Raw genomic sequence first — 18043 nt, forward strand, 5'->3', positions numbered from 1 at the left:
TTTAGAGTAAATTTTTTTAATCTAATCTAGAAAATCAGTACATCGCAAAAAGCTCGTATATACAAATCTCTTTAAAAGTTGTTCATAATGGCTTATAATGAATTAAAGGTTTTGATGTTCAAATTTAATTAAGAAACTAGATGTCTTTTTAATTAGGTTATACTGACTTCTATTATAATATGAATAAGGATGTATAAAATGGTTGTAAAGCTAGATGGATATCATGGGACCTTTGCAAATTTAGTTAATGACATTCTTAGAAACGGATTTAATCCACAAAAGCGAGATAATCACTGGTTAGGACAGGGGAGTTATTTTTATACTAATAAAAAACTTGCATTCTGGTTCATAAGTAAAAATGCTGCTACCGACTACCTAAAAAAGGAAATAGGAAATAAACTTGCAATAATCCATGTAAATATTGAAGAAAACAGGGAAAATATTCTTGACTTAGATGATCCTGAAGATATTAATGATTTTTATAAATGTATTAATGAAATGTACGATTATTTTAAACCATTAACCTTTACTGATGACAAACATAAAAACTTATGTTTAATCATAGATGTATTAGCTGAAATTTATAATTGGAATATTATAATAAAGACCTTTGAGCATGCACACAAGCCAAGTTATGGTGCTGTAAACCCTGTTCAATTTGATAAAAAAATATTCCCTATTGATGTTAAATATAAAGAAAAACAAATATGTGTACGAAACAATAAATGTATTAAAATTATGGAAGTTGAATATCCTGATAATGAATATATATATCCTAGTACAATTTATTTTTAAGGTTAAATAATCCAAAGGGAGTAATAAAAATGGAAAAAGATATAAAGGAAATTGTTAAAGCTGCTGCTGAAAGATATGGTATAGAGTATAATGAGAATCAACTTTATCCCCGTATCCGTCATTCAAATGGAGAAATAATTGAACTTTCAAAAGAAAAATTTATTGAAACAATTGGTATTTCCTTTATAAATAATCAAAATTGGTCTAAAAACCCTGAAATTGAAAAAATGGTTTGGGAAAATACGGAAATTGGTTTTTACTTAACCGATAATATTGAAAGCGATTATGTTATTGACAAAAATATAGGTACGAATACAGCTGCTTAACTAGAGGTGTTCAAAATGGAAATTGTCCAAGGTATTATATCTTTTAACGGTTTTCAAGTAGATCGAATGCAGTATGAGAGGAATATTAATAATGAGCATTCAAACAACTACTCAGAAATTACTCCAAAATTTTTCATTAAATTAGTTGAAAAAAAGGAGGACAATTCTTTCTTTAATATTATTTTTGGCGTTAGAATTGATGGTGACAAGGAAAATCCCTTACCTTTTAAAGCTGAGGTAATTATAAGAGGTTTTTATGCATTTAAAGAAGATGAAGCTGGAAAATACGGTATAGAGGACTTACAAAAATTTAAGCTAATTAATGGAAGTGCTATTTTATTTCCTTACTTAAGGTCTGTATTAACTGACTTGACCAGTAAAAGCAAACACCAACCAGTTATACTTCCTACTGTTAATTTTTCAAAATATATTACTAGTAAAAAATTAGCTGATCTTTTATTAGATAGTGATTTTTATGAAGAAAGTTAAAAGTTACATATCAAAAATTTCTCAAGTTCAAGAAACAATCAGTCATATGGAATAATTTGCAAACAAACATAACAGCTGACTTGCCTTGTTGAAGATTTAAGTAACCCCTGATTATTTTCAAATTGTAAACGTCCACCAATAACAGGGGCTTTCATAGCAAAGTCCCTGTTTTATTGTGCTTGAATTATTAAATCAGCTTACACTTTCACTACTGTAAGAAAAATTTTTCAGCAACCAGCATACAATGCTGAAATTTCTTCCATTTTTTATTTAATGATTAGCACCCAAAAAGGTTTTATAGAAATATTTCCACCAAATATAGTGTTATTGTTCTTTATCAAGACACAATATATTGTTATTTGAGCGTGGTGTTCTTGAAAAATGGGCTTTTTGGGTGGTAACCATTTAATAACCTCTGCTTTATTTTTTCATAACAACAGAAACAATCAGCGGACCAAAATCTCTGATAAAAACATTTTTTATAGAAAAGCAATTTCCTTAGTGAAAAATTCCCTGCCATTCTTATAAAATCGCAAACTGTTCATTTTTCAAGTCTGTGATAAACATATGCCCGGGTGCATGTGTAATCATGATTTCCGGTTTTACATGCATAGCAACTGCTTGAGGGGTAACTCCGCATGCCCAAAACACCGGAACTTCTCTCTCTTTAATTGTGACTGAATCACCGAAATCCGGGTTGTGAATATCTTTAATACCGATTACTTCCGGATTACCAATATGTACAGGTGCACCATGTACAGACGGGAAGCGGCTTGTCACTTGCACTGCACGAATTGCTTGTTTTTCTGTCATCGGCCGCATACTAACAACCATTGGTCCTTCGAAAATTCCTGCCTTAACGCATGGAATATTGGTAATATACATAGGAACATTACAATTTTCCTCAATATGACGAATGGGCACTTCATTTTTCAAAAGCGCTTCTTCAAAAGTGAAACTACAACCAATTAAAAACCCAACCATGTTCTCATCCCAAATTTCTGTTACATCCGTCGTTTCTTCAACAAATTCTCCTTTTTTATAGACTCGATATTTAGGAATATCTGTTTTAACATTGGCCGATGGAGCTGCAACCTGTGGAGCAACATCTCCTGGCTCAATCACATCAATGATAGGACAAGGCTTCGGATTTCTTTGACAAAACAATAAAAAGTCAAATGCTAATTCTTTCGGCAATACGGCCAGATTTGCCTGAATATAGCCATTTGCGACACCTGAAGTCGGTTTTACCCAATTTTTTTCACGTATTAATTTACGAGCCTCAGCCGGACTGAAGTGTGCTGGATTTGACACATTCATCTCTCCTTTATTTAAATAATTGCGGAATTCCATTTAATAATGAATAAATACCCATAGCAGCCATGGTGATAACGATGATAATGCCAAAAATTGTCATCCATAACGGATGTTTATAATCACCAACAATTTTCTTTCTATATGCCGCAATAAGCATAACACCCAATGCGATTGGTAAGATTAATCCATTTAACGAACCAACAAGAACTAAAATTTTGGCCGGTTGACCTATGGAAACAAATACGATTGTGGATATTGCAATAAAACCAACAATAAACCATTGGTAATTTTTATCAATAAAAGGATTAAAAGTTCGAATAAATGAAACAGATGTATAAGCAGCACCGACAACAGATGTAACAGCAGCTGCCCACATAATGATTCCAAATATTTTATATCCAACCGTACCTGCAGCAATTTGGAATACCGAAGCAGCGGGATTACTAGGATCAAGGGCAAAACCTTGTGCAACAACACCAAAGGCAGCCAAGAATAAGAAAATTCTCATAATAGATGCGATTCCAATGGCACTTACTGCACTTTTCGTCACTTGTGGAATCGCCTCTTTCCCTTTAATCCCTGCATCAATTAATCGATGTCCCCCGGCAAAAGTAATATAACCGCCAACAGTACCACCTACTAAAGTAACAATAGCAAGATAACTTATGTCATCCGGAATAAAGGTTTTCATTACCGCTTCACCATATGGCGGCTTAGCTGTAAACATGACATAAATCGTGAGTCCAATCATAACGAAACCGGCAATTTGTGCGAAACGATCCATCGCTTTTCCCGCTTCTTTAATTAAAAAAATTCCTATCGCAAAAATTCCGCTTAAAAGTGCACCTAATTCCGGTGAAATGTCGAATAGAACATTTAACCCTAAGCCTGCACCACCAACGTTCCCAATATTAAAGGCTAGACCGCCCATTACAATTAACAGCGCCAGAAAATAACCCACCCCCGGCAAGACATCGTTGGCAATATCCTGTGCGCGTTTTTCGGATACTGCAATAATCCGCCAAATATTCATTTGCGCACCAATATCAATGATAATGGAAACTAAAATAACAAAACCGAAACTTGCTGCGAGTTGTTCTGTAAATGTAGTTGTTTGTGTTAAAAATCCCGGCCCGATTGCAGAAGTAGCCATTAAAAAGGCTGCACCTAAAAGCATTGACCTATTAGACTCTTGTTTTCCCATCTTTATTCCCACCTTCATCTTTTATCCAAATCGAACAGTAAGAACCCCACCTCAAGTTTCTGAGATTACATAGAAGGTAGGTGGGGGTTGGGCTGCCCGCTGCGTCCGATTTGTTCAACTAATCATCAGCGGGAGGATAATTTCCCCACTGATGGAAGTTTCATTTTATCCCGCACAAACCGTCACTAAATCTTCCGTCTGAGTCTTAAGAAAAATCAAAGATGTAAAAAAGGAAGATAAGTGCCCGATTGGTTCAACTAACCATCAATGAAGGATAACTCCTTCACTGATGGAGGTTTCACTTTATCTTAAAAAGTCACCAATTTTGGCAATCGTAATACCAGCTTCACGTAAAGCATTTGAGATATATTGGGCAAATTCAAGGGCATGTAAACCATCACCGTGGATACAGATGGTATCTGCCTGAATGACAACATCTTCGCCTTGCACCGACTTGACTTTTCCCTCTTTTACCATGCGAATTACTTGATTTACGGCAATCTTATGATCCTTGATAAGAGCATTTTCTTCTCGTCTTGATGTTAACGAACCATCTTTTTGATACGTACGATCGGAAAATACTTCACTTGCTGTCCGAAGCCCAATTTTTTTACCGGCTTTTACCAACTCGCTTCCTGCCAACCCGAACAAAATGCATTCAGGATCCACTTTATAAACAGCTTCAGCAATTGCTTCTGATAATGGTGCACTTTTCGCTGCCATATTAAAAAGTGCTCCATGTGGTTTCACATGCTGAATTTTTCCGCCTTCCGATTTCACAAACCCATATAAAGCACCCATTTGATAGATAACCAAATCATAAGCTTCTTGGGGAGATATATTTATTTCTCTTCGCCCGAAACCAACTAAATCCGGCATACCGGGATGGGCCCCAATGCCGACATTTTTTTCAATCGCCATTTGAACCGTTTTTCTCATCGTCGCCGGATCGCCTGCATGGTAACCACAAGCAATATTTGCGCTTGTCACATAATCAAGAATTTCTTCATCTTTTCCCATTCGATATGCACCGAAACTTTCTCCCATATCGCAATTTAAATCAACCAAATGCATAACGCATCCTCCTAACTGTATTTCAAATAGATTCCTAGTTTTAATTCATGAATTTTCCTTTCCCTTTTTAAGTAAAGAAATTGGGCCTTTTCAAAAGAAATTTCAGTGAATCGAATTCGATCGCCCGGTTTTGCTTGTGCTAAAATACTTAAATCCACACTTGCTACTTGCCCGATTTTTGGATAGCCGCCGGTTGTTTGTCGGTCTGCCAAAAGAATAATTGGGTTCCCATCTGCCGGTACTTGAATCGTTCCAAAATTAACCGCTTCTGAAATCATTTCTTCTTTTTCGGATAATATTAATTCTTTACCTTTTAACCGGTATCCCATCCGGTCTGATTGAATGGAAATGGTATAATCATTTTGAAAAAAAGTATCTTGACTTTCTTTTGAAAATAGATGGAAATGACGACCTTTGATGACTCGTATGGCTTGCCCCCTTTTCATTTCAAAGAATCGCATAGGGTTAACCTGCCATTTTTCCTCAACAATATCTTCTGTAAAAAATCGACTTAATTGATTCATTATCCGATTTGATAACTCTCCTGTTTTTCCAACAGACAATTGATCACCCGTTCGTAAAGGCCGACCCTCATAGCCGCCAATTCCCGCACGTAAATAAGTCGATTTACTATTCATAACAGTCGGCACAGTAAAACCACCTGCCACTGCAAGATAGACCCTGCATCCTGTTTTACATGCCCCAAATTTCAATTCACTATTTGCTTTGACTAAAATCGGTCTCCATAACCCGATTGGTTTCCCATTTATTGTTGCGGAAAGATCCCCACCACAAATTGCAATTAGGCAATCTTGTTTAAATTCGATGGTCGGACCAAGTAAGGTGATTTCAATCGTTGGAAGGTCTTCCTCATTACCGACCAGCAAATTTGCTACCCGATGTGCTAATCTGTCCATAGCCCCACTAACGATGACACCATATTTCTGAAACCCACGCCTTCCTAAATCTTGAATACTAGTAAGAAGTCCGGCTTTTTTTACAATAATCATCCGATTCTTTTCTCCAATGCTTGGTATTCTTCAAAACTAATTGCTGTAAACTTAATTTTGTCACCAGCCCTGAGTAAACTGGGCGGGTTGGCTTCCGGCGTAAATAACCGTATTGGTGTCCGACCAATCAATTGCCATCCGCCAGGGGTTTCAATCGGATAAATACCTGTTTGCATGCCGGCAATTCCAACTGACCGTTCAGGAATCTTTAATCGGGGCGATTCTTTCCTTGGCGTAGCAATTTTCTCAGACATCCCTCCGATATATGGAAAACCCGGTGCAAAGCCGATCATATAAACAATGTAGTCTCCCGATGTATGGATTTGAATCACTTCTTCCGGTGTCAACTGATTTACACTAGCCACTATATCCAAATCCGGTCCCAATTCGCCACCGTAACACACCGGAATCTCAACAAGTCTCTGTTGTGTAGATTTATCAAAATTGAACTGTTCAAAAAGAAAGTTAATCTGCTGGCAAACATATGTATATGGTAGTTGATTGGATTTAAAAGCTTTTATTATTTTAAAAGGATCATAGAAAATAGTGATAGTCGTAAATGCAGGAATATATTCAATCATCCATTCCGGGGGATTATCCTCAAGCAAACCGGTTATCATCTGAACCCAATGATGTGTCTCTAAATTAATTTCCTTTCCCAGTTCAATCAAAACCGCATCTTCCCCAAGTGGATATAATTCATATTCCATTCTTTACCCCCCTTGCAATAATATCTATATAAACGCAATTTTATTTTAAAAATTTATATGATATGAATAAACATTTAATTAATCAAAGCAAATTTATTTTTTTATTTTTGAATACTATTATAATATAAAATCTTATTTATTCAAGGGGGATGTTTAAAAATCTGACAAAAATATGTAATATAATATAACATAAATAGACTTCTTCGCGTTTTAAGTGAGAAAATGTTATCAATACTGAATTCTAAACTACGATCAAGTATAGGATTTATACTCAATGTAAGCATATATTTTTTATATTTATTATTTTATACGACAAAATTCCCCTTATTATTTATTTTGAAAATTTGTATTGACTATTTATGTAAGTTCTTATATAAAAGGAGTAAGTAATGTATAAAATTTTATATATTTTAGAGTAGTGTGAAGGCAGTAACAATTAACAGGGACAGAGGGACAGCTTCATTTTCCCAAATAATAACGAGGGGCAAGGGGCTAGTTTATTGTCCAGAATGAATAAACTGAAGTGGGTCGAGGAACCTGTCCCAGTGGCCTTTATGGCTATGGAACCTGTCCCCATGTCTCAAAAGGAGGTTTTTATGAAGAGAATTGGATTACTTTCGCAAATTTTAATTGCTTTTGTACTTGCTATTATTGTTGGTGCTATCGTCGGGCCAAAGATTGAGGTTGTAAAACCATTTGGCGATTTATTCTTACGTATGATCAAATTTATTATCGTTCCTTTAGTTCTGGCTTCCCTTGTTGTGGGCGTTGCAGGTACTGGGGACATTAAAAAAATTGGACGAATGGGTGGAATCACACTTGTTTATTATTTGTTAACCACGGCCATTGCAGTAACAATCGGATTAATTCTTGCCAATATTTTCTCCCCAGGTAAAGGTGTCAATATTGATGCATCTGTGGAGAAAGTTGAACCAACCGAGGCCCCCAGTATAATCGACACCTTATTAAATATCGTCCCTACGAATCCAATTGCCTCATTAGTAAATGGGGATATGTTGCAAATCATTTTCTTTGCCATTTTTCTCGGTGCAGCCATTACGATATTAGGAGATAAGGCAAAGACGGTTTATAACTTTTTTAATGAATTTGCTGAAATCATGTATAAAATTACAGCCATTGTAATGAAACTGGCTCCAATTGGGGTTTTCGGTTTAATCGCACCAACTGTTGGAGAGTATGGTCTTTCTGTACTTCTTCCACTTATGAAGGTGATATTAGTCGTTTATTTCGGTTGTATCCTTCACGCCGTATTAGTCTATTCAACATCAGTTAAACTATTTGCGAATATGAATCCACTTAAATTTTTTACAGGAATTGCACCTGCTAGCTTAGTCGCATTCAGCACATCAAGCAGCTCGGGAACTTTGCCAATAACAATTAAAAACACAGAAGAGAACCTCGGTGTTTCTAGAAAAGTAAGCAGCTTTGTTCTTCCATTAGGAGCCACCGTTAATATGGACGGAACCGCATTGTATCAGGGTATATGTGTTTTATTTATTGCACAATTTTTCGGATATGACCTCTCTTTGGTACAACAGTTAACAATTGTATTAACTGCCACTCTTGCTTCAATCGGTACTGCAGGGGTTCCTAGCGCTGGTTTGATTATGCTTACGATGGTCGTTACTTCCGTAGGGCTTCCGGTAGAAGGTATTGCCCTCATTGCTGGTATTGATAGAATATTGGATATGATCCGGACATCTTTAAATATCACGGGTGATGCCTCCGCTGCAGTTGTAGTGAATGCTATAGAGGAAAATCGAGAATTAAAAATATCGAATGACGTTAGTGTATAGTGGGACATGGGGACAGGTTCATCGTCCCATCTTTTTGTGTTGGGGGAAGGTACCTAGTCACCAAGCCCCTTCCCGTTATTCCAAATTAAAATTCTAGTGCATCAAGTAAATATTTTCTTTTTGATAGTTTAAAGAGTTTCCTGTCTTCAGGTGGTTTTTGACCAAAAATTTTCTTAAATTGTCTCTCTTTAAATTCTTCGTTTTCAAACAACGTAAACTCCTGATGCATGGATGCTGCTGCTAAATAATTATTCACTTGCTTTCGTAATAACCTTTCTTCATTAATTGCCATAACATAGGTTTGAAAGGCAAAATTGCAAAATCCCTCATAATGAGCATACAGCATGACAACCAATGATTTTCTATAAATATTTTGTTCTTTTTTTGATTGGATTTTTACTAATTGATTCTTTAGCAATTTTAGTTCATTTTCTCTCCAAGTCAATTCAGCCTCAAGTTCTTCACGTATACTTATTATTTTAGCTTCGTCCATCTAAGAAATCACCAACTCTTTTTTGCACTACCTCAATTCTCTTAGACAAATAATTTTTTGTATTTTTACCCCCACCGGAGGCATTATCCAAAAATGCTTGATCCAGCTTAATAGCCTTGAATACTTCACCCAACTGTTCCATTAATGGTGTATCTTCTGTATCAATAATATTTAAGTAGGGTTGAATTCCCATTGTAAATGCATCAAAGTGGGTAGAAGTAATTCCAGAAATATACTTTCCTTTTCGAAGTTTATCAAAAGCGTATTCTCCTAAAGACAAGTCTAATATTTCAAAAGTTTTCTCGAACTCTTTTCTCTCCTTTTCATAATCAAATTTGATATGCTCTTCATGACCTTCGTCAGAGACCTTTTCCATAAAAGTTGTAAGGAAAGAACTTATATTCTTTTTATAATTTTCCCTATCTAATTTATAAGCAAAATATTTGAGGACATATTCTTGATCCTCCTTTTTTTCAATTTTTTCCTCATTCAAATGACTGATTGTGTTTTGAAAATGACTATAACCGCTTAACTCGATTATAAAATCATTAAAAGTATCATCTAGTAAACGAATTGTACAATTACGGATTTCTTGTTCACTTAATAGTTCCCCGCCAGTATTTAAACGTTTAAACATATAGTATCTTAGTCTCGAGTCGCTCCCTTTCCGAATAACCTCCACTCGAACAAAACTTCTCTTCAATCTTATTTGTAAGGTTTTTGGTAATTTTTCATATGTTAACCCATTTAATTCCTTTACGATGTCGCAGCCGGTTAATGTTAAAAAACGGACATTCTCTTCTTCCATTTCATCAGTTGAATGGTTGTTGGGATTCGCTAATTCCCCTCTAAAGTGTAGGTATGTTGATATTCTCTGCAAACCATCAATTAATTCATACTGACCTTCATCTTTTTCTATAACATAAATAGGTGGAATAGGCATTTCTAATATTAAAGATTCTATAAATTGAGATTGCTTTTCTTCTGACCACCTGAAAAGCCTTTGATATGCCGGAGAAATTTCAAATTCTCCGTCACGATACATATCCACTATTTCATTAAATGATAAATCCAAGCTTTTTGTACGTACCTGTTCAATTTTATTATCAATTATCGCTAGCAGTTCTACTTGTGACATTTTTTCACTTCCTTTTTTTACCATTTCTTAAAAATAACGGCGTATTCCTTTGTTGTTGAACTTTCTCTATACTCTTTTCCTCTTGGATTAATCTCAGCCAAATTATTTGGATTTATAAATTCGTAAGTATCCAACAATCGCCAACCAAAATAATTTATCATTTCTATAAAAATTTGTTTTAAATCTATAAAGATATCCTTATAGTAGGAATTTTGAATAACGATGACACATTTTCCGTCATTTTTCATTACCCGATCAATTTCTTTTAAAGATAGAAAAATGGAGTGAAAATACTGTAAATATGTTTTCAAATAATAACTTCGGGAAGCTTTGGAATCGTGATTTTCTATTTTTGACAATGTTTCCAAACATGTTGGTCCCCATTCTCGAATTACTTTCGGTATTTTCTTATGAATGACAGGCGCGCCAATCAAAGAATGTCTTAATTTAACAAAATCAATTTCACTAATATTGAATATAGCTAACTCCAAACTGGTCATAATTGCATAATCAATTCTAGTACAATATGGAGGTGAGGTAATCACTGTTTCAACACTCAAATTATCTAATGGGATCGACTCTGAACGGCCAATGATTATTTTTGGATTCACTGTTAGATGGACTTTATTATGTTCGTATACTTGAACCAAACGTTTATATTCATTCAGGTATATTTCGTCTATTTCTACTTTTGAAAAACTCTTCCTTTCTGTTGATATTGGCTTCTTTATCCAAGTTGGATTGGAAGATTTCAAATCATGGGCTAAATGCTTTACAACGTTAAAAAGGATTAAGCAATAAAACGCTTGTAAATTTGAATATTCATTATTCACGATGACTTCCCTCAGATATTTGCCATCAAATATAGTTCGCTCTATATTTCTAATTATTGTGACAGTATCTTTATGAAACCAATTACATAACGCATCATCCTGCTCAACATTTGTTCTAAATTTATCCGATAATTTTAGAAGATAATCAGCATTATACGGGTTGGTTTCAATATTAAATAAACGAGCAGAAGCAATAATACTCATAACCGGATTAATATCCAAACCAATGGATGGAATCCCCAATTTTGATGCTACATAAGTAGTTGTTCCGCTCCCATTCCAAGGATCAAGAATAATTTCATCGGTACTTACGTTTAAAATCTTTATGACATCCTCAACAAAGTCCTCGGAAAACCCTGGATAATATTTATATATCATATTATCTCTGTTCTTTAATTTCGTTGTTCGAGGAACGTTTTTCATGGCATCAACCTCAAATCTACAACTTATTTCTTCATTATAGTGTACCATATCCTTTCAATTTTTAAGAACAATCAGCTGAACCCATAGATTCATCTTCCTTTATCAAAAATGAGCCATTCTTCCCTATTCTTAAGCGGTATTTCTAGATAATTTCACTAGTTTTACTCAATAAAAATTTTTAAAACACGACAATCCTGCATTCGCTATCTTCTTATTTTAATTAATGAAACAAATATATTAATCAATGGATCGTTAAAACGGTTTCACTCAGCACATATAGCCTTTTTGCGTTCTAACCATCGATTCCATTATAATTAATCTTCGTTCCTGTTTCACAAGACAAGCTTCGTTTCATGGGTGTGTTGTTATTACTTGAGTTTCACATTCTAAAGACGAGAATGGGTTTCATTGCAGGACATCCGTTCGTCGCCATCAGCATTCTCATATGGTCGTCCCAGAAATTGTTTTACTTCCCGCTATCATGAACTTACTTGATGGTGTGAAAACCACTTCTGGAATAATTCAAACGAGTAAAAACGCATGGCTGACTCCGTGGTAGGAGATAATCAAGCAAGTCGTTATAGCCATCTGCACAATTAAGAAAATCAATTCTTCTGTTGGGGTGGTACATTTTGATGTTTCCGCATAAGAGGTTACATTTTGTATAGTTTTTTCTTGTTATCGGAACGTATGTTCGTTATATATTTTATGTTACACTTTAGACTTTGTCAACTAGAAATGTCAAATATCAGCTATCAGTGGAATGATTATTGTTTAATTTGACTTTTTTTGCATATAATGAGAGTATATATAAAATCAATTAAACGGAATTTTTGAGTTAAATTATAAATTTCACCATAATAAAATCATTTTTTGTTAAAATTGGGTGTTAACTATGGCTGTACTTGGATTGAAAAAATTACCTATCTCCCTAACCACAGATGCAGCATTAAAAATATTTACAATTCTCCCTAATATAAGTAATAAATTGGGGAGATTGGAGGAAAAGTTTAAGTATTCGATTGTTAGTGACGGTCTTATTCAAATTCTTTCATTACGCGAATCTGTAGAATCAACAAGAATTGAGGGAACACAAGTCACCTTTTCAGATATGATAGAAGAAAAAAACGACAAACATCCAAGGTGGGAAATCCAAGAGGTAAGCAACTATCAAAAAGCACTAATTCTAGGATATGAACGCATTCAAAACGGATATCCGATATCCACCAGATTATTCAAAGAGCTTCATCAAACGTTAATGGAAAATGCTAGTGGTTCAACTCAGGCAGCAGGACATTTTCGAAAGATCCAAAACTTTATTGGTCCTACGAAGAGAATCGAGGACGCTTCATATATACCCGTATCTGCGGACAAAATCAATGAATATATGGAAAATGTTGAGTATTTCATGAATGGCCATCCTTATGGGGAGAAATTAACTGTGTCTCACTTAAATGATGCAGAGTATATTTTTGATGAAAATAGTGACCCACTAATTAAAGCGGCCATTATCCATGCCCAGTTTGAATCCATTCATCCATTTTTAGATGGGAACGGGCGATTAGGCAGAATATTAATTGTTTTATATTTATTGCAGTCGAAATTAATAAGAAAACCAATATTTTTTGTAAGTGAAGAACTAGAAAAAGAGAGAGCAAGATACTATAAACTGCTTAACGGTGTAAGAGGTAATCAGCCGGATTGGGGAAAATGGATTTTATTTTTCTTAAATGCTTGTGACCGCATGGCAGAACGCATTCATAATAAACTAGATAGAGCTGAACAACTTGCGCGCAAAGGACTGTCCTTATGTGAAACTGAATCTGAAAGGAAAGTATGGTTATATACTTTCTCAAATCCATTTACTACGGTTGCAGAGGTTTATAATCATCTTCAAATTTCTCCAAATACTGCCCGTAAAGCATTAAATTCATTAGATGAAAAAGAATTACTGTTTGCAGATACGGATGTGAAAAGAAATAAAAAATACCGAAATTATGACCTTATGCGAATATTAACGGACTAGTACTAGATAAATTCAAGGCCGATTCGTAAACGGGGCAAAAATACCTTTAAATTTTATAGGATTGAGTATAAAACTCGGTCCTTTTTTGTATGCGTTTGTGCGTTGTCAACAATCTCTCGCTAATACATTGAATGCACAAGCGATTAGTATTTCAACCGCCACAATATGGTGGTATAGGGGATGGCAAGCTTGGAGCCATCCCGCAAGCCAACTTATAGAGCAGAGTCACACATTACGTAACATGCAAATGAATTGATTTGAACAGTTTTTAAGTGGTCTCAACCTGTCCCTAGTTCCGCTTCAAAATTTCCTCAATGAAATCCGACAGATGGCTCCGTTCTTCTTCTGTTAGTTTTTTCATGTTTTCCAATAGCCGCATTAAATCCGGTGTTAGCTCCGATTCATAACCAAAGAACTCTGCCAGTGTAATCCCTAAAGCATCACAAATGGTCGTCAGTTTATCCAAAGAAGGCGTAGTCCTGCTGTTATCAATATTACCCAGATATAACTGTGAAATAAATGCCTACTTTGCCAGTATATTTGCCTGCATATTTTTTCCTTTTCTGATGTTTATATTTCTTTTACCGATATCCATAAATTTATCACCTAATGCAATTATATATTGAACTAACAGACAATACAGAAACATAGCAGACATACCACAAACAGAAATGCACTTGGAAAATCGATATATTAAATGTTTTCAAAACAAAACTTCGGACCCGAAATCAATTTCTGGGGAGAAACACTCAGCTTTTTTTACTAAAATCAAGTAAAAATAAAAGTAAAACATTAACTTGAAATTAAGGGTAAAAATGCGATAATTGCTATTAACTTTACCAAAATTACTACTAAATGCACGATAATTCCAGTTAAACATAGTAAAAATCAGGTAAAACTGATTTAAAATCTCTTTGTCAGAATCGTCTTTTTTCATTACGTTATAGGTACCCGGGAATACATTGGAAAGGCGCGTCTTTCGGAAAGGGTACTTGATGAAGGACAAAGATTATGAGTTTGAAAAATTAGTAGCGAGCATGCAACCGATTATCCGCTCCATCTTACGCGGCTTGCATATTTACAAAAACCATGAGGAGTATTATCAAATTGCCTTAATCAGCTTGTGGCGGGCCTATCAATCATACGATCCAAACAAGGCATCCTTGACAACCTACGCTTATCACTATATTCGCGGCTCAATCCTTACCGAACTCCGGAAGCAAATCCAAAAAGAGGAACACGAACACCAACCGGATGATGTCGGCTGGAACCAGATTGCGAACGAAACAGCCGATAACGAAAGCGACGAAACTTGGATCCTGCAAGACATAATCAAACAACTGCCGCCAAAACAGCAACAATTCATTGACTTACATTTTATGAAAGGTCACAAACTAACCGAAATCGCAGAAAGTTTAGGTGTGGGTTACTCAACCGTGAAACTCTGGAAGCGGGAAGTACTGGCCGCATTGAAGGAACAGTTGGGGAAGAAATAAGCCGTTTGTATACTTGTGTTTGGCCAGGAAAAGGACGGGCTAGAACAGCGATTATTAATGCAATACATTACTATTAGGATGGCGCATGGAATAGCAATGAATTAAGGGAAATAACTATAATGAATCCATGAATTACGGTTAAAATGGCGCTTGGTATGGCAAAAAAATATGGTAGATGACTAAAATTACGGTTAGTAGCATATGAAAAAGCAAAGAATTATAGTGGATGCCCCCTTACGACTCTAAGCGACATCGACTGAAAAAATCGGATGGCAAGCTGGAATAAGTTTGCCATTCCGATTGCACCCAGAGAATCGGCCTTGTTGCCATTCCTTATGCAAAAACCATTATATGATCTGAATTCATACACAGGAAACTTGTCAAAATAAGAAGAATACTGCGGTTGCGTTTTTGCAAACTTCCCTAGTAGCACGGCTTTACACGAAATTTAATCGAACGTTTGTTTAACATAGATTCGGAAAGTAAACTGCAATTTTCTCACTCTCCCTACTAATAGTCAATGATTTGCACCAGTTATAAAGCAAATGTACACACTAACTTTTAACTTTACTCCAGGCAATTCCTTGACCTCATGCGCCGTTATTAACAAATATAGATGACTTTTCTGATAAAATTGTTTATTATTAATGTATAAGGTCAAATAAAGTGAGGGTGAATATCTTCATGCAATTTGAAAAAATGAATGTAATTAATGCTTCATTAAATCTGGTTTATCCTAGAAAAATAAAAATTAAGGAGAAAGTTCTTGATTCCCTTGCAGACATTGAAAAGCGGATGGAGGATTTTTATTTGCCACCAAATTTTATTGAAGTACCTTAGGAAATAGATCCCGAGATACCTCGAGTCATCTTCAATGCGATTAATGGGCATAACCAGATGATATTTTCCCAAATTAACGCCAAAATTGAAGCTAACTTTGATTTTAGGTTTCAGGGGAAACTGGAACAATGTACTCAATATTTAAAAGAACGAGCTGAATTAATGATGTGGATACTTGAATGTATCCATGTTCAGGACACTTTATTTCAAGGATTAACCTTAACAGCACAATTTCCACAAGAAGTTGATGATGAAGTCATTACCCGATACCTAGCAGAGGTTTTTAATAATGGATTGCATGCCTCCCAAAATATAAATGATTTTAATCAAAAAATAACTTTTGTTATCAATGATGAATATTATTTAAATGTTGCGGTAGGAAACTACAGAAATTATAATTTTACAAATCGGCAAGATAATCATTTGACTGCTTCACTCTCCGAAGCAAAGCTTTTAGAAAAAGGCATATTTATCTCCATAGATGTAAATAACAGATATATGTATAATAAGACTGGGGATTTAAACAATACATTGCGTGTAAGTGTAAAAAAGTTGTTTGAAATCTCTAATGATTTTTTTAATACTAATGCAATACAAATTTTAAAGGAAGGAGTTTATAAAATATGATTTTTTCAAGTGTGATTGGATTGGGTCTGGTTATGAGTACTACTCCTTCTGTAAATGTAAATTATTATGAAGTCTCAAATATAAAGTATGCATTTAATTCAAGTCATTTAAGTGAATTATGGAAAGAAAATAATTTCATGTTTTTTGATAAAGAGATAATCCATGACATTGATATGGATGAGGAAATGATTGACTCATTAAGACAATCAGACATTCCTGAATTAAACATTGAAGAAAAACTACATGTTTCACTTAAGGAAAGTACTCTACCAATACTACCGGTTGAAATTGATGACGATTTATTAAACTTGGAAGACCATTAATTGGGGGTTAGGGATAATTGTGAGTATGGAATGGTACAACTTAAAGCAAGAAAATCTTCCTTTAGAGCAAGGAGATATTATAAAAGATACAAAAGTAATTGTCTCAAGTTACGAACTTCTGAAGGGTCAGACTAATGAAGCGAATGTTGCAACACACGATGTTATCATATTATCTCAAAGTTGTGATCTCCAGCATGTAGGAAAAACTAATTAGGTCATGGTTGCAAGGTTATTAGATGTTCATGAGCTATTCCCTGTGCTATCAAATAGTGCAAAAAGTAAAATAAACACGATAATTAAGGGATACGTTCCCAATTACCATATGATTGAATGCTGTAAAATTCAGGGGCATGAATTTGACCAGAAAATAATTGATTTTAGGGAAGTTTTTTCCGTTCCGATTCAATATATGATGGAGTTAGCAAGTGAAAAGATAGACGGAATAGTGACACTAAATTCCCCTTATAAAGAACATCTAAGTCAAGCATATGCTAGATTTTTTATGAGGGTCGGTTTACCTACTAATATTAGCCTATATTAATAGTTTAAAATGTTTAAACACATCTTTCTGTGTTTATTTTTGGTTTATTGCTTTAGATTAATATAATTATTCTCTTCATTAATTATTCTTAATAGAGCAAGATCATTAATGAAGTTGTTTATTGAAAATTCCCAACTATATGCTCCGTTAGGAATATAGTTGATTGTAAAAAAATAAGTGCTTGAGAGGACCAGATTAATAACGTACCTGCCTCAAGGCTGGTACGTTATTATATCATTTATTAGTCCCGACCATAAATATCCCTAGTATAAACTCTGGACAGTCAAAAGTTTTCAGCTTTAAGAAGCCTGTGAACTTCGTTATAGATTTTCAACCTTTCCACATCCTCATCCTCACTTTCCATAGATTACCTCCAGTATTTAGAAAGTGATGTTATTAAGGTAACCTGTTTAGTCTTATTTGTCGAAAACTGTTTAGTCTAGTTTAGCAGTTACAACTCTAGTTTTTCACGTGGATCGGTAAATAGTTTAAAACCAGTGGGATAGGAAATATCAGCCGGTGCACAAGTTGCATCTAGAATGAGCTTTCCTCGATTTTCTT

At 34.8% G+C, this 18043-nt stretch carries 19 protein-coding genes; 10 read left to right on the top strand and 9 right to left on the bottom strand.

The window, feature by feature from the left end; genetic code table 11:
- Window positions 1–198: 198 nt before the first annotated feature.
- Genes LIZ98_RS13045 through LIZ98_RS13055 form a run of 3 tightly spaced genes read left to right on the top strand, consistent with a single transcriptional unit; the run spans window position 199 to window position 1610 of the window.
- Window positions 199–795 carry a hypothetical protein gene (locus tag LIZ98_RS13045; protein WP_095141594.1) on the top strand — a complete coding sequence of 199 codons (597 nt, stop codon included), beginning with the start codon at window positions 199–201 and terminating at the stop codon, window positions 793–795.
- 29 nt (window positions 796–824) lie between these two features.
- On the top strand, window positions 825–1121 hold the full coding sequence (locus tag LIZ98_RS13050) for a hypothetical protein (RefSeq protein WP_034773047.1): 297 nt from the start codon (window positions 825–827) through the stop codon (window positions 1119–1121).
- Window positions 1122–1136: 15 nt separating this feature from the next.
- On the top strand, window positions 1137–1610 hold the full coding sequence (locus LIZ98_RS13055) for a protein-export chaperone SecB (protein ID WP_034773048.1): 474 nt from the start codon (window positions 1137–1139) through the stop codon (window positions 1608–1610).
- A 522-nt stretch (window positions 1611–2132) separates the two neighbouring features.
- Here the strand turns inward: LIZ98_RS13055 and LIZ98_RS13060 are convergent.
- The 5 genes from LIZ98_RS13060 to pxpB all read right to left on the bottom strand — a co-directional run bounded on the left by LIZ98_RS13060 (window position 2133) and on the right by pxpB (window position 6925).
- Window positions 2133–2930 carry a putative hydro-lyase gene (locus LIZ98_RS13060; RefSeq protein ID WP_082035264.1) on the bottom strand — a complete coding sequence of 266 codons (798 nt, stop codon included), beginning with the start codon at window positions 2928–2930 and terminating at the stop codon, window positions 2133–2135.
- Window positions 2931–2937: 7 nt separating this feature from the next.
- Entirely contained in the window at window positions 2938–4149 is a 1212-nt protein-coding gene (locus tag LIZ98_RS13065) for an NRAMP family divalent metal transporter (RefSeq protein ID WP_227139898.1), read from the bottom strand.
- A 285-nt stretch (window positions 4150–4434) separates the two neighbouring features.
- Window positions 4435–5205 carry a LamB/YcsF family protein gene (locus tag LIZ98_RS13070; RefSeq protein WP_227139896.1) on the bottom strand — a complete coding sequence of 257 codons (771 nt, stop codon included), beginning with the start codon at window positions 5203–5205 and terminating at the stop codon, window positions 4435–4437.
- 11 nt (window positions 5206–5216) lie between these two features.
- Window positions 5217–6215: a 5-oxoprolinase subunit C family protein gene (locus LIZ98_RS13075; protein ID WP_227139895.1), complete on the bottom strand. Its 999-nt coding sequence runs from the start codon at window positions 6213–6215 to the stop codon at window positions 5217–5219.
- Window positions 6212–6925, bottom strand: a complete 714-nt coding sequence (gene pxpB / locus LIZ98_RS13080) for a 5-oxoprolinase subunit PxpB (RefSeq protein ID WP_041847053.1) — start codon at window positions 6923–6925, stop codon at window positions 6212–6214. Before pxpB ends, LIZ98_RS13075 begins: the two co-directional genes overlap by 4 nt.
- A 596-nt stretch (window positions 6926–7521) precedes the next feature.
- On the opposite strand from pxpB, the gene LIZ98_RS13085 reads away from it, so the two are divergent.
- On the top strand, window positions 7522–8742 hold the full coding sequence (locus tag LIZ98_RS13085) for a dicarboxylate/amino acid:cation symporter (RefSeq protein WP_227092063.1): 1221 nt from the start codon (window positions 7522–7524) through the stop codon (window positions 8740–8742).
- An 85-nt stretch (window positions 8743–8827) separates the two neighbouring features.
- Here the strand turns inward: LIZ98_RS13085 and LIZ98_RS13090 are convergent, their stop codons facing one another.
- The 3 genes from LIZ98_RS13090 to LIZ98_RS13100 are packed head-to-tail and all read right to left on the bottom strand — an operon-like array spanning window position 8828 to window position 11629.
- Complete coding sequence (locus LIZ98_RS13090) at window positions 8828–9235, bottom strand: MAE_28990/MAE_18760 family HEPN-like nuclease (RefSeq protein WP_052514643.1); 408 nt, start codon at window positions 9233–9235, stop codon at window positions 8828–8830.
- Window positions 9222–10373 (bottom strand): DUF262 domain-containing protein, encoded by a 1152-nt coding sequence (locus tag LIZ98_RS13095; protein ID WP_041847051.1) that lies wholly within the window; start codon window positions 10371–10373, stop codon window positions 9222–9224. The genes LIZ98_RS13090 and LIZ98_RS13095 overlap by 14 nt, the downstream gene beginning before the upstream one ends.
- A gap of 17 nt (window positions 10374–10390) precedes the next feature.
- The gene (locus tag LIZ98_RS13100; RefSeq protein ID WP_227139894.1) at window positions 10391–11629 is read right to left on the bottom strand and encodes a DNA methyltransferase; all 1239 of its coding nucleotides are present in this window, start codon (window positions 11627–11629) and stop codon (window positions 10391–10393) included.
- A gap of 895 nt (window positions 11630–12524) precedes the next feature.
- Between LIZ98_RS13100 and LIZ98_RS13105 the strand changes: the two genes are divergently transcribed.
- On the top strand, window positions 12525–13655 hold the full coding sequence (locus LIZ98_RS13105) for a Fic family protein (protein WP_227139893.1): 1131 nt from the start codon (window positions 12525–12527) through the stop codon (window positions 13653–13655).
- Between the two features lie 289 nt (window positions 13656–13944).
- On the opposite strand, the gene LIZ98_RS13110 is transcribed toward LIZ98_RS13105, so the two are convergent.
- Window positions 13945–14121, bottom strand: a complete 177-nt coding sequence (locus LIZ98_RS13110) for a hypothetical protein (RefSeq protein ID WP_227139892.1) — start codon at window positions 14119–14121, stop codon at window positions 13945–13947.
- Window positions 14122–14650: 529 nt separating this feature from the next.
- On the opposite strand from LIZ98_RS13110, the gene LIZ98_RS13115 reads away from it, so the two are divergent.
- The 5 genes from LIZ98_RS13115 to LIZ98_RS13135 all read left to right on the top strand — a co-directional run bounded on the left by LIZ98_RS13115 (window position 14651) and on the right by LIZ98_RS13135 (window position 17155).
- Window positions 14651–15151 carry a sigma-70 family RNA polymerase sigma factor gene (locus tag LIZ98_RS13115; RefSeq protein ID WP_227139891.1) on the top strand — a complete coding sequence of 167 codons (501 nt, stop codon included), beginning with the start codon at window positions 14651–14653 and terminating at the stop codon, window positions 15149–15151.
- Window positions 15152–15835: 684 nt separating this feature from the next.
- Window positions 15836–15991 carry a hypothetical protein gene (locus LIZ98_RS13120; protein WP_227139890.1) on the top strand — a complete coding sequence of 52 codons (156 nt, stop codon included), beginning with the start codon at window positions 15836–15838 and terminating at the stop codon, window positions 15989–15991.
- Between the two features lie 57 nt (window positions 15992–16048).
- Entirely contained in the window at window positions 16049–16618 is a 570-nt protein-coding gene (locus tag LIZ98_RS13125; RefSeq protein ID WP_227139889.1) for a hypothetical protein, read from the top strand.
- Window positions 16615–16941 carry a hypothetical protein gene (locus LIZ98_RS13130; protein ID WP_041901902.1) on the top strand — a complete coding sequence of 109 codons (327 nt, stop codon included), beginning with the start codon at window positions 16615–16617 and terminating at the stop codon, window positions 16939–16941. The genes LIZ98_RS13125 and LIZ98_RS13130 overlap by 4 nt, the downstream gene beginning before the upstream one ends.
- 19 nt (window positions 16942–16960) lie before the next feature.
- Window positions 16961–17155 carry a hypothetical protein gene (locus LIZ98_RS13135; protein ID WP_227139888.1) on the top strand — a complete coding sequence of 65 codons (195 nt, stop codon included), beginning with the start codon at window positions 16961–16963 and terminating at the stop codon, window positions 17153–17155.
- The last annotated feature ends 888 nt before the right edge of the window (window positions 17156–18043 follow it).

The sequence above is a fragment of the Caldibacillus sp. 210928-DFI.2.18 genome, from assembly GCF_020554505.1.
In the GTDB taxonomy this organism is placed as follows: domain Bacteria; phylum Bacillota; class Bacilli; order Bacillales; family Caldibacillaceae; genus Caldifermentibacillus; species Caldifermentibacillus hisashii.

Excerpts from the sequence above, each read along its gene's own strand:
- LIZ98_RS13045 (WP_095141594.1), top strand. The coding sequence starts at position 199 with ATGGTTGTAAAGCTAGATGGATATCATGGGACCTTTGCAAATTTAGTT.
- LIZ98_RS13050 (WP_034773047.1), top strand. The coding sequence starts at position 825 with ATGGAAAAAGATATAAAGGAAATTGTTAAAGCTGCTGCTGAAAGATAT.
- LIZ98_RS13055 (WP_034773048.1), top strand. The coding sequence starts at position 1,137 with ATGGAAATTGTCCAAGGTATTATATCTTTTAACGGTTTTCAAGTAGAT.
- LIZ98_RS13060 (WP_082035264.1), bottom strand. The coding sequence starts at position 2,930 with ATGAATGTGTCAAATCCAGCACACTTCAGTCCGGCTGAGGCTCGTAAA.
- LIZ98_RS13065 (WP_227139898.1), bottom strand. The coding sequence starts at position 4,149 with ATGAAGGTGGGAATAAAGATGGGAAAACAAGAGTCTAATAGGTCAATG.
- LIZ98_RS13070 (WP_227139896.1), bottom strand. The coding sequence starts at position 5,205 with ATGCATTTGGTTGATTTAAATTGCGATATGGGAGAAAGTTTCGGTGCA.
- LIZ98_RS13075 (WP_227139895.1), bottom strand. The coding sequence starts at position 6,215 with ATGATTATTGTAAAAAAAGCCGGACTTCTTACTAGTATTCAAGATTTA.
- pxpB (WP_041847053.1), bottom strand. The coding sequence starts at position 6,925 with ATGGAATATGAATTATATCCACTTGGGGAAGATGCGGTTTTGATTGAA.
- LIZ98_RS13085 (WP_227092063.1), top strand. The coding sequence starts at position 7,522 with ATGAAGAGAATTGGATTACTTTCGCAAATTTTAATTGCTTTTGTACTT.
- LIZ98_RS13090 (WP_052514643.1), bottom strand. The coding sequence starts at position 9,235 with ATGGACGAAGCTAAAATAATAAGTATACGTGAAGAACTTGAGGCTGAA.
- LIZ98_RS13095 (WP_041847051.1), bottom strand. The coding sequence starts at position 10,373 with ATGTCACAAGTAGAACTGCTAGCGATAATTGATAATAAAATTGAACAG.
- LIZ98_RS13100 (WP_227139894.1), bottom strand. The coding sequence starts at position 11,629 with ATGAAAAACGTTCCTCGAACAACGAAATTAAAGAACAGAGATAATATG.
- LIZ98_RS13105 (WP_227139893.1), top strand. The coding sequence starts at position 12,525 with ATGGCTGTACTTGGATTGAAAAAATTACCTATCTCCCTAACCACAGAT.
- LIZ98_RS13115 (WP_227139891.1), top strand. The coding sequence starts at position 14,651 with ATGAAGGACAAAGATTATGAGTTTGAAAAATTAGTAGCGAGCATGCAA.
- LIZ98_RS13120 (WP_227139890.1), top strand. The coding sequence starts at position 15,836 with ATGCAATTTGAAAAAATGAATGTAATTAATGCTTCATTAAATCTGGTT.
- LIZ98_RS13125 (WP_227139889.1), top strand. The coding sequence starts at position 16,049 with ATGATATTTTCCCAAATTAACGCCAAAATTGAAGCTAACTTTGATTTT.
- LIZ98_RS13130 (WP_041901902.1), top strand. The coding sequence starts at position 16,615 with ATGATTTTTTCAAGTGTGATTGGATTGGGTCTGGTTATGAGTACTACT.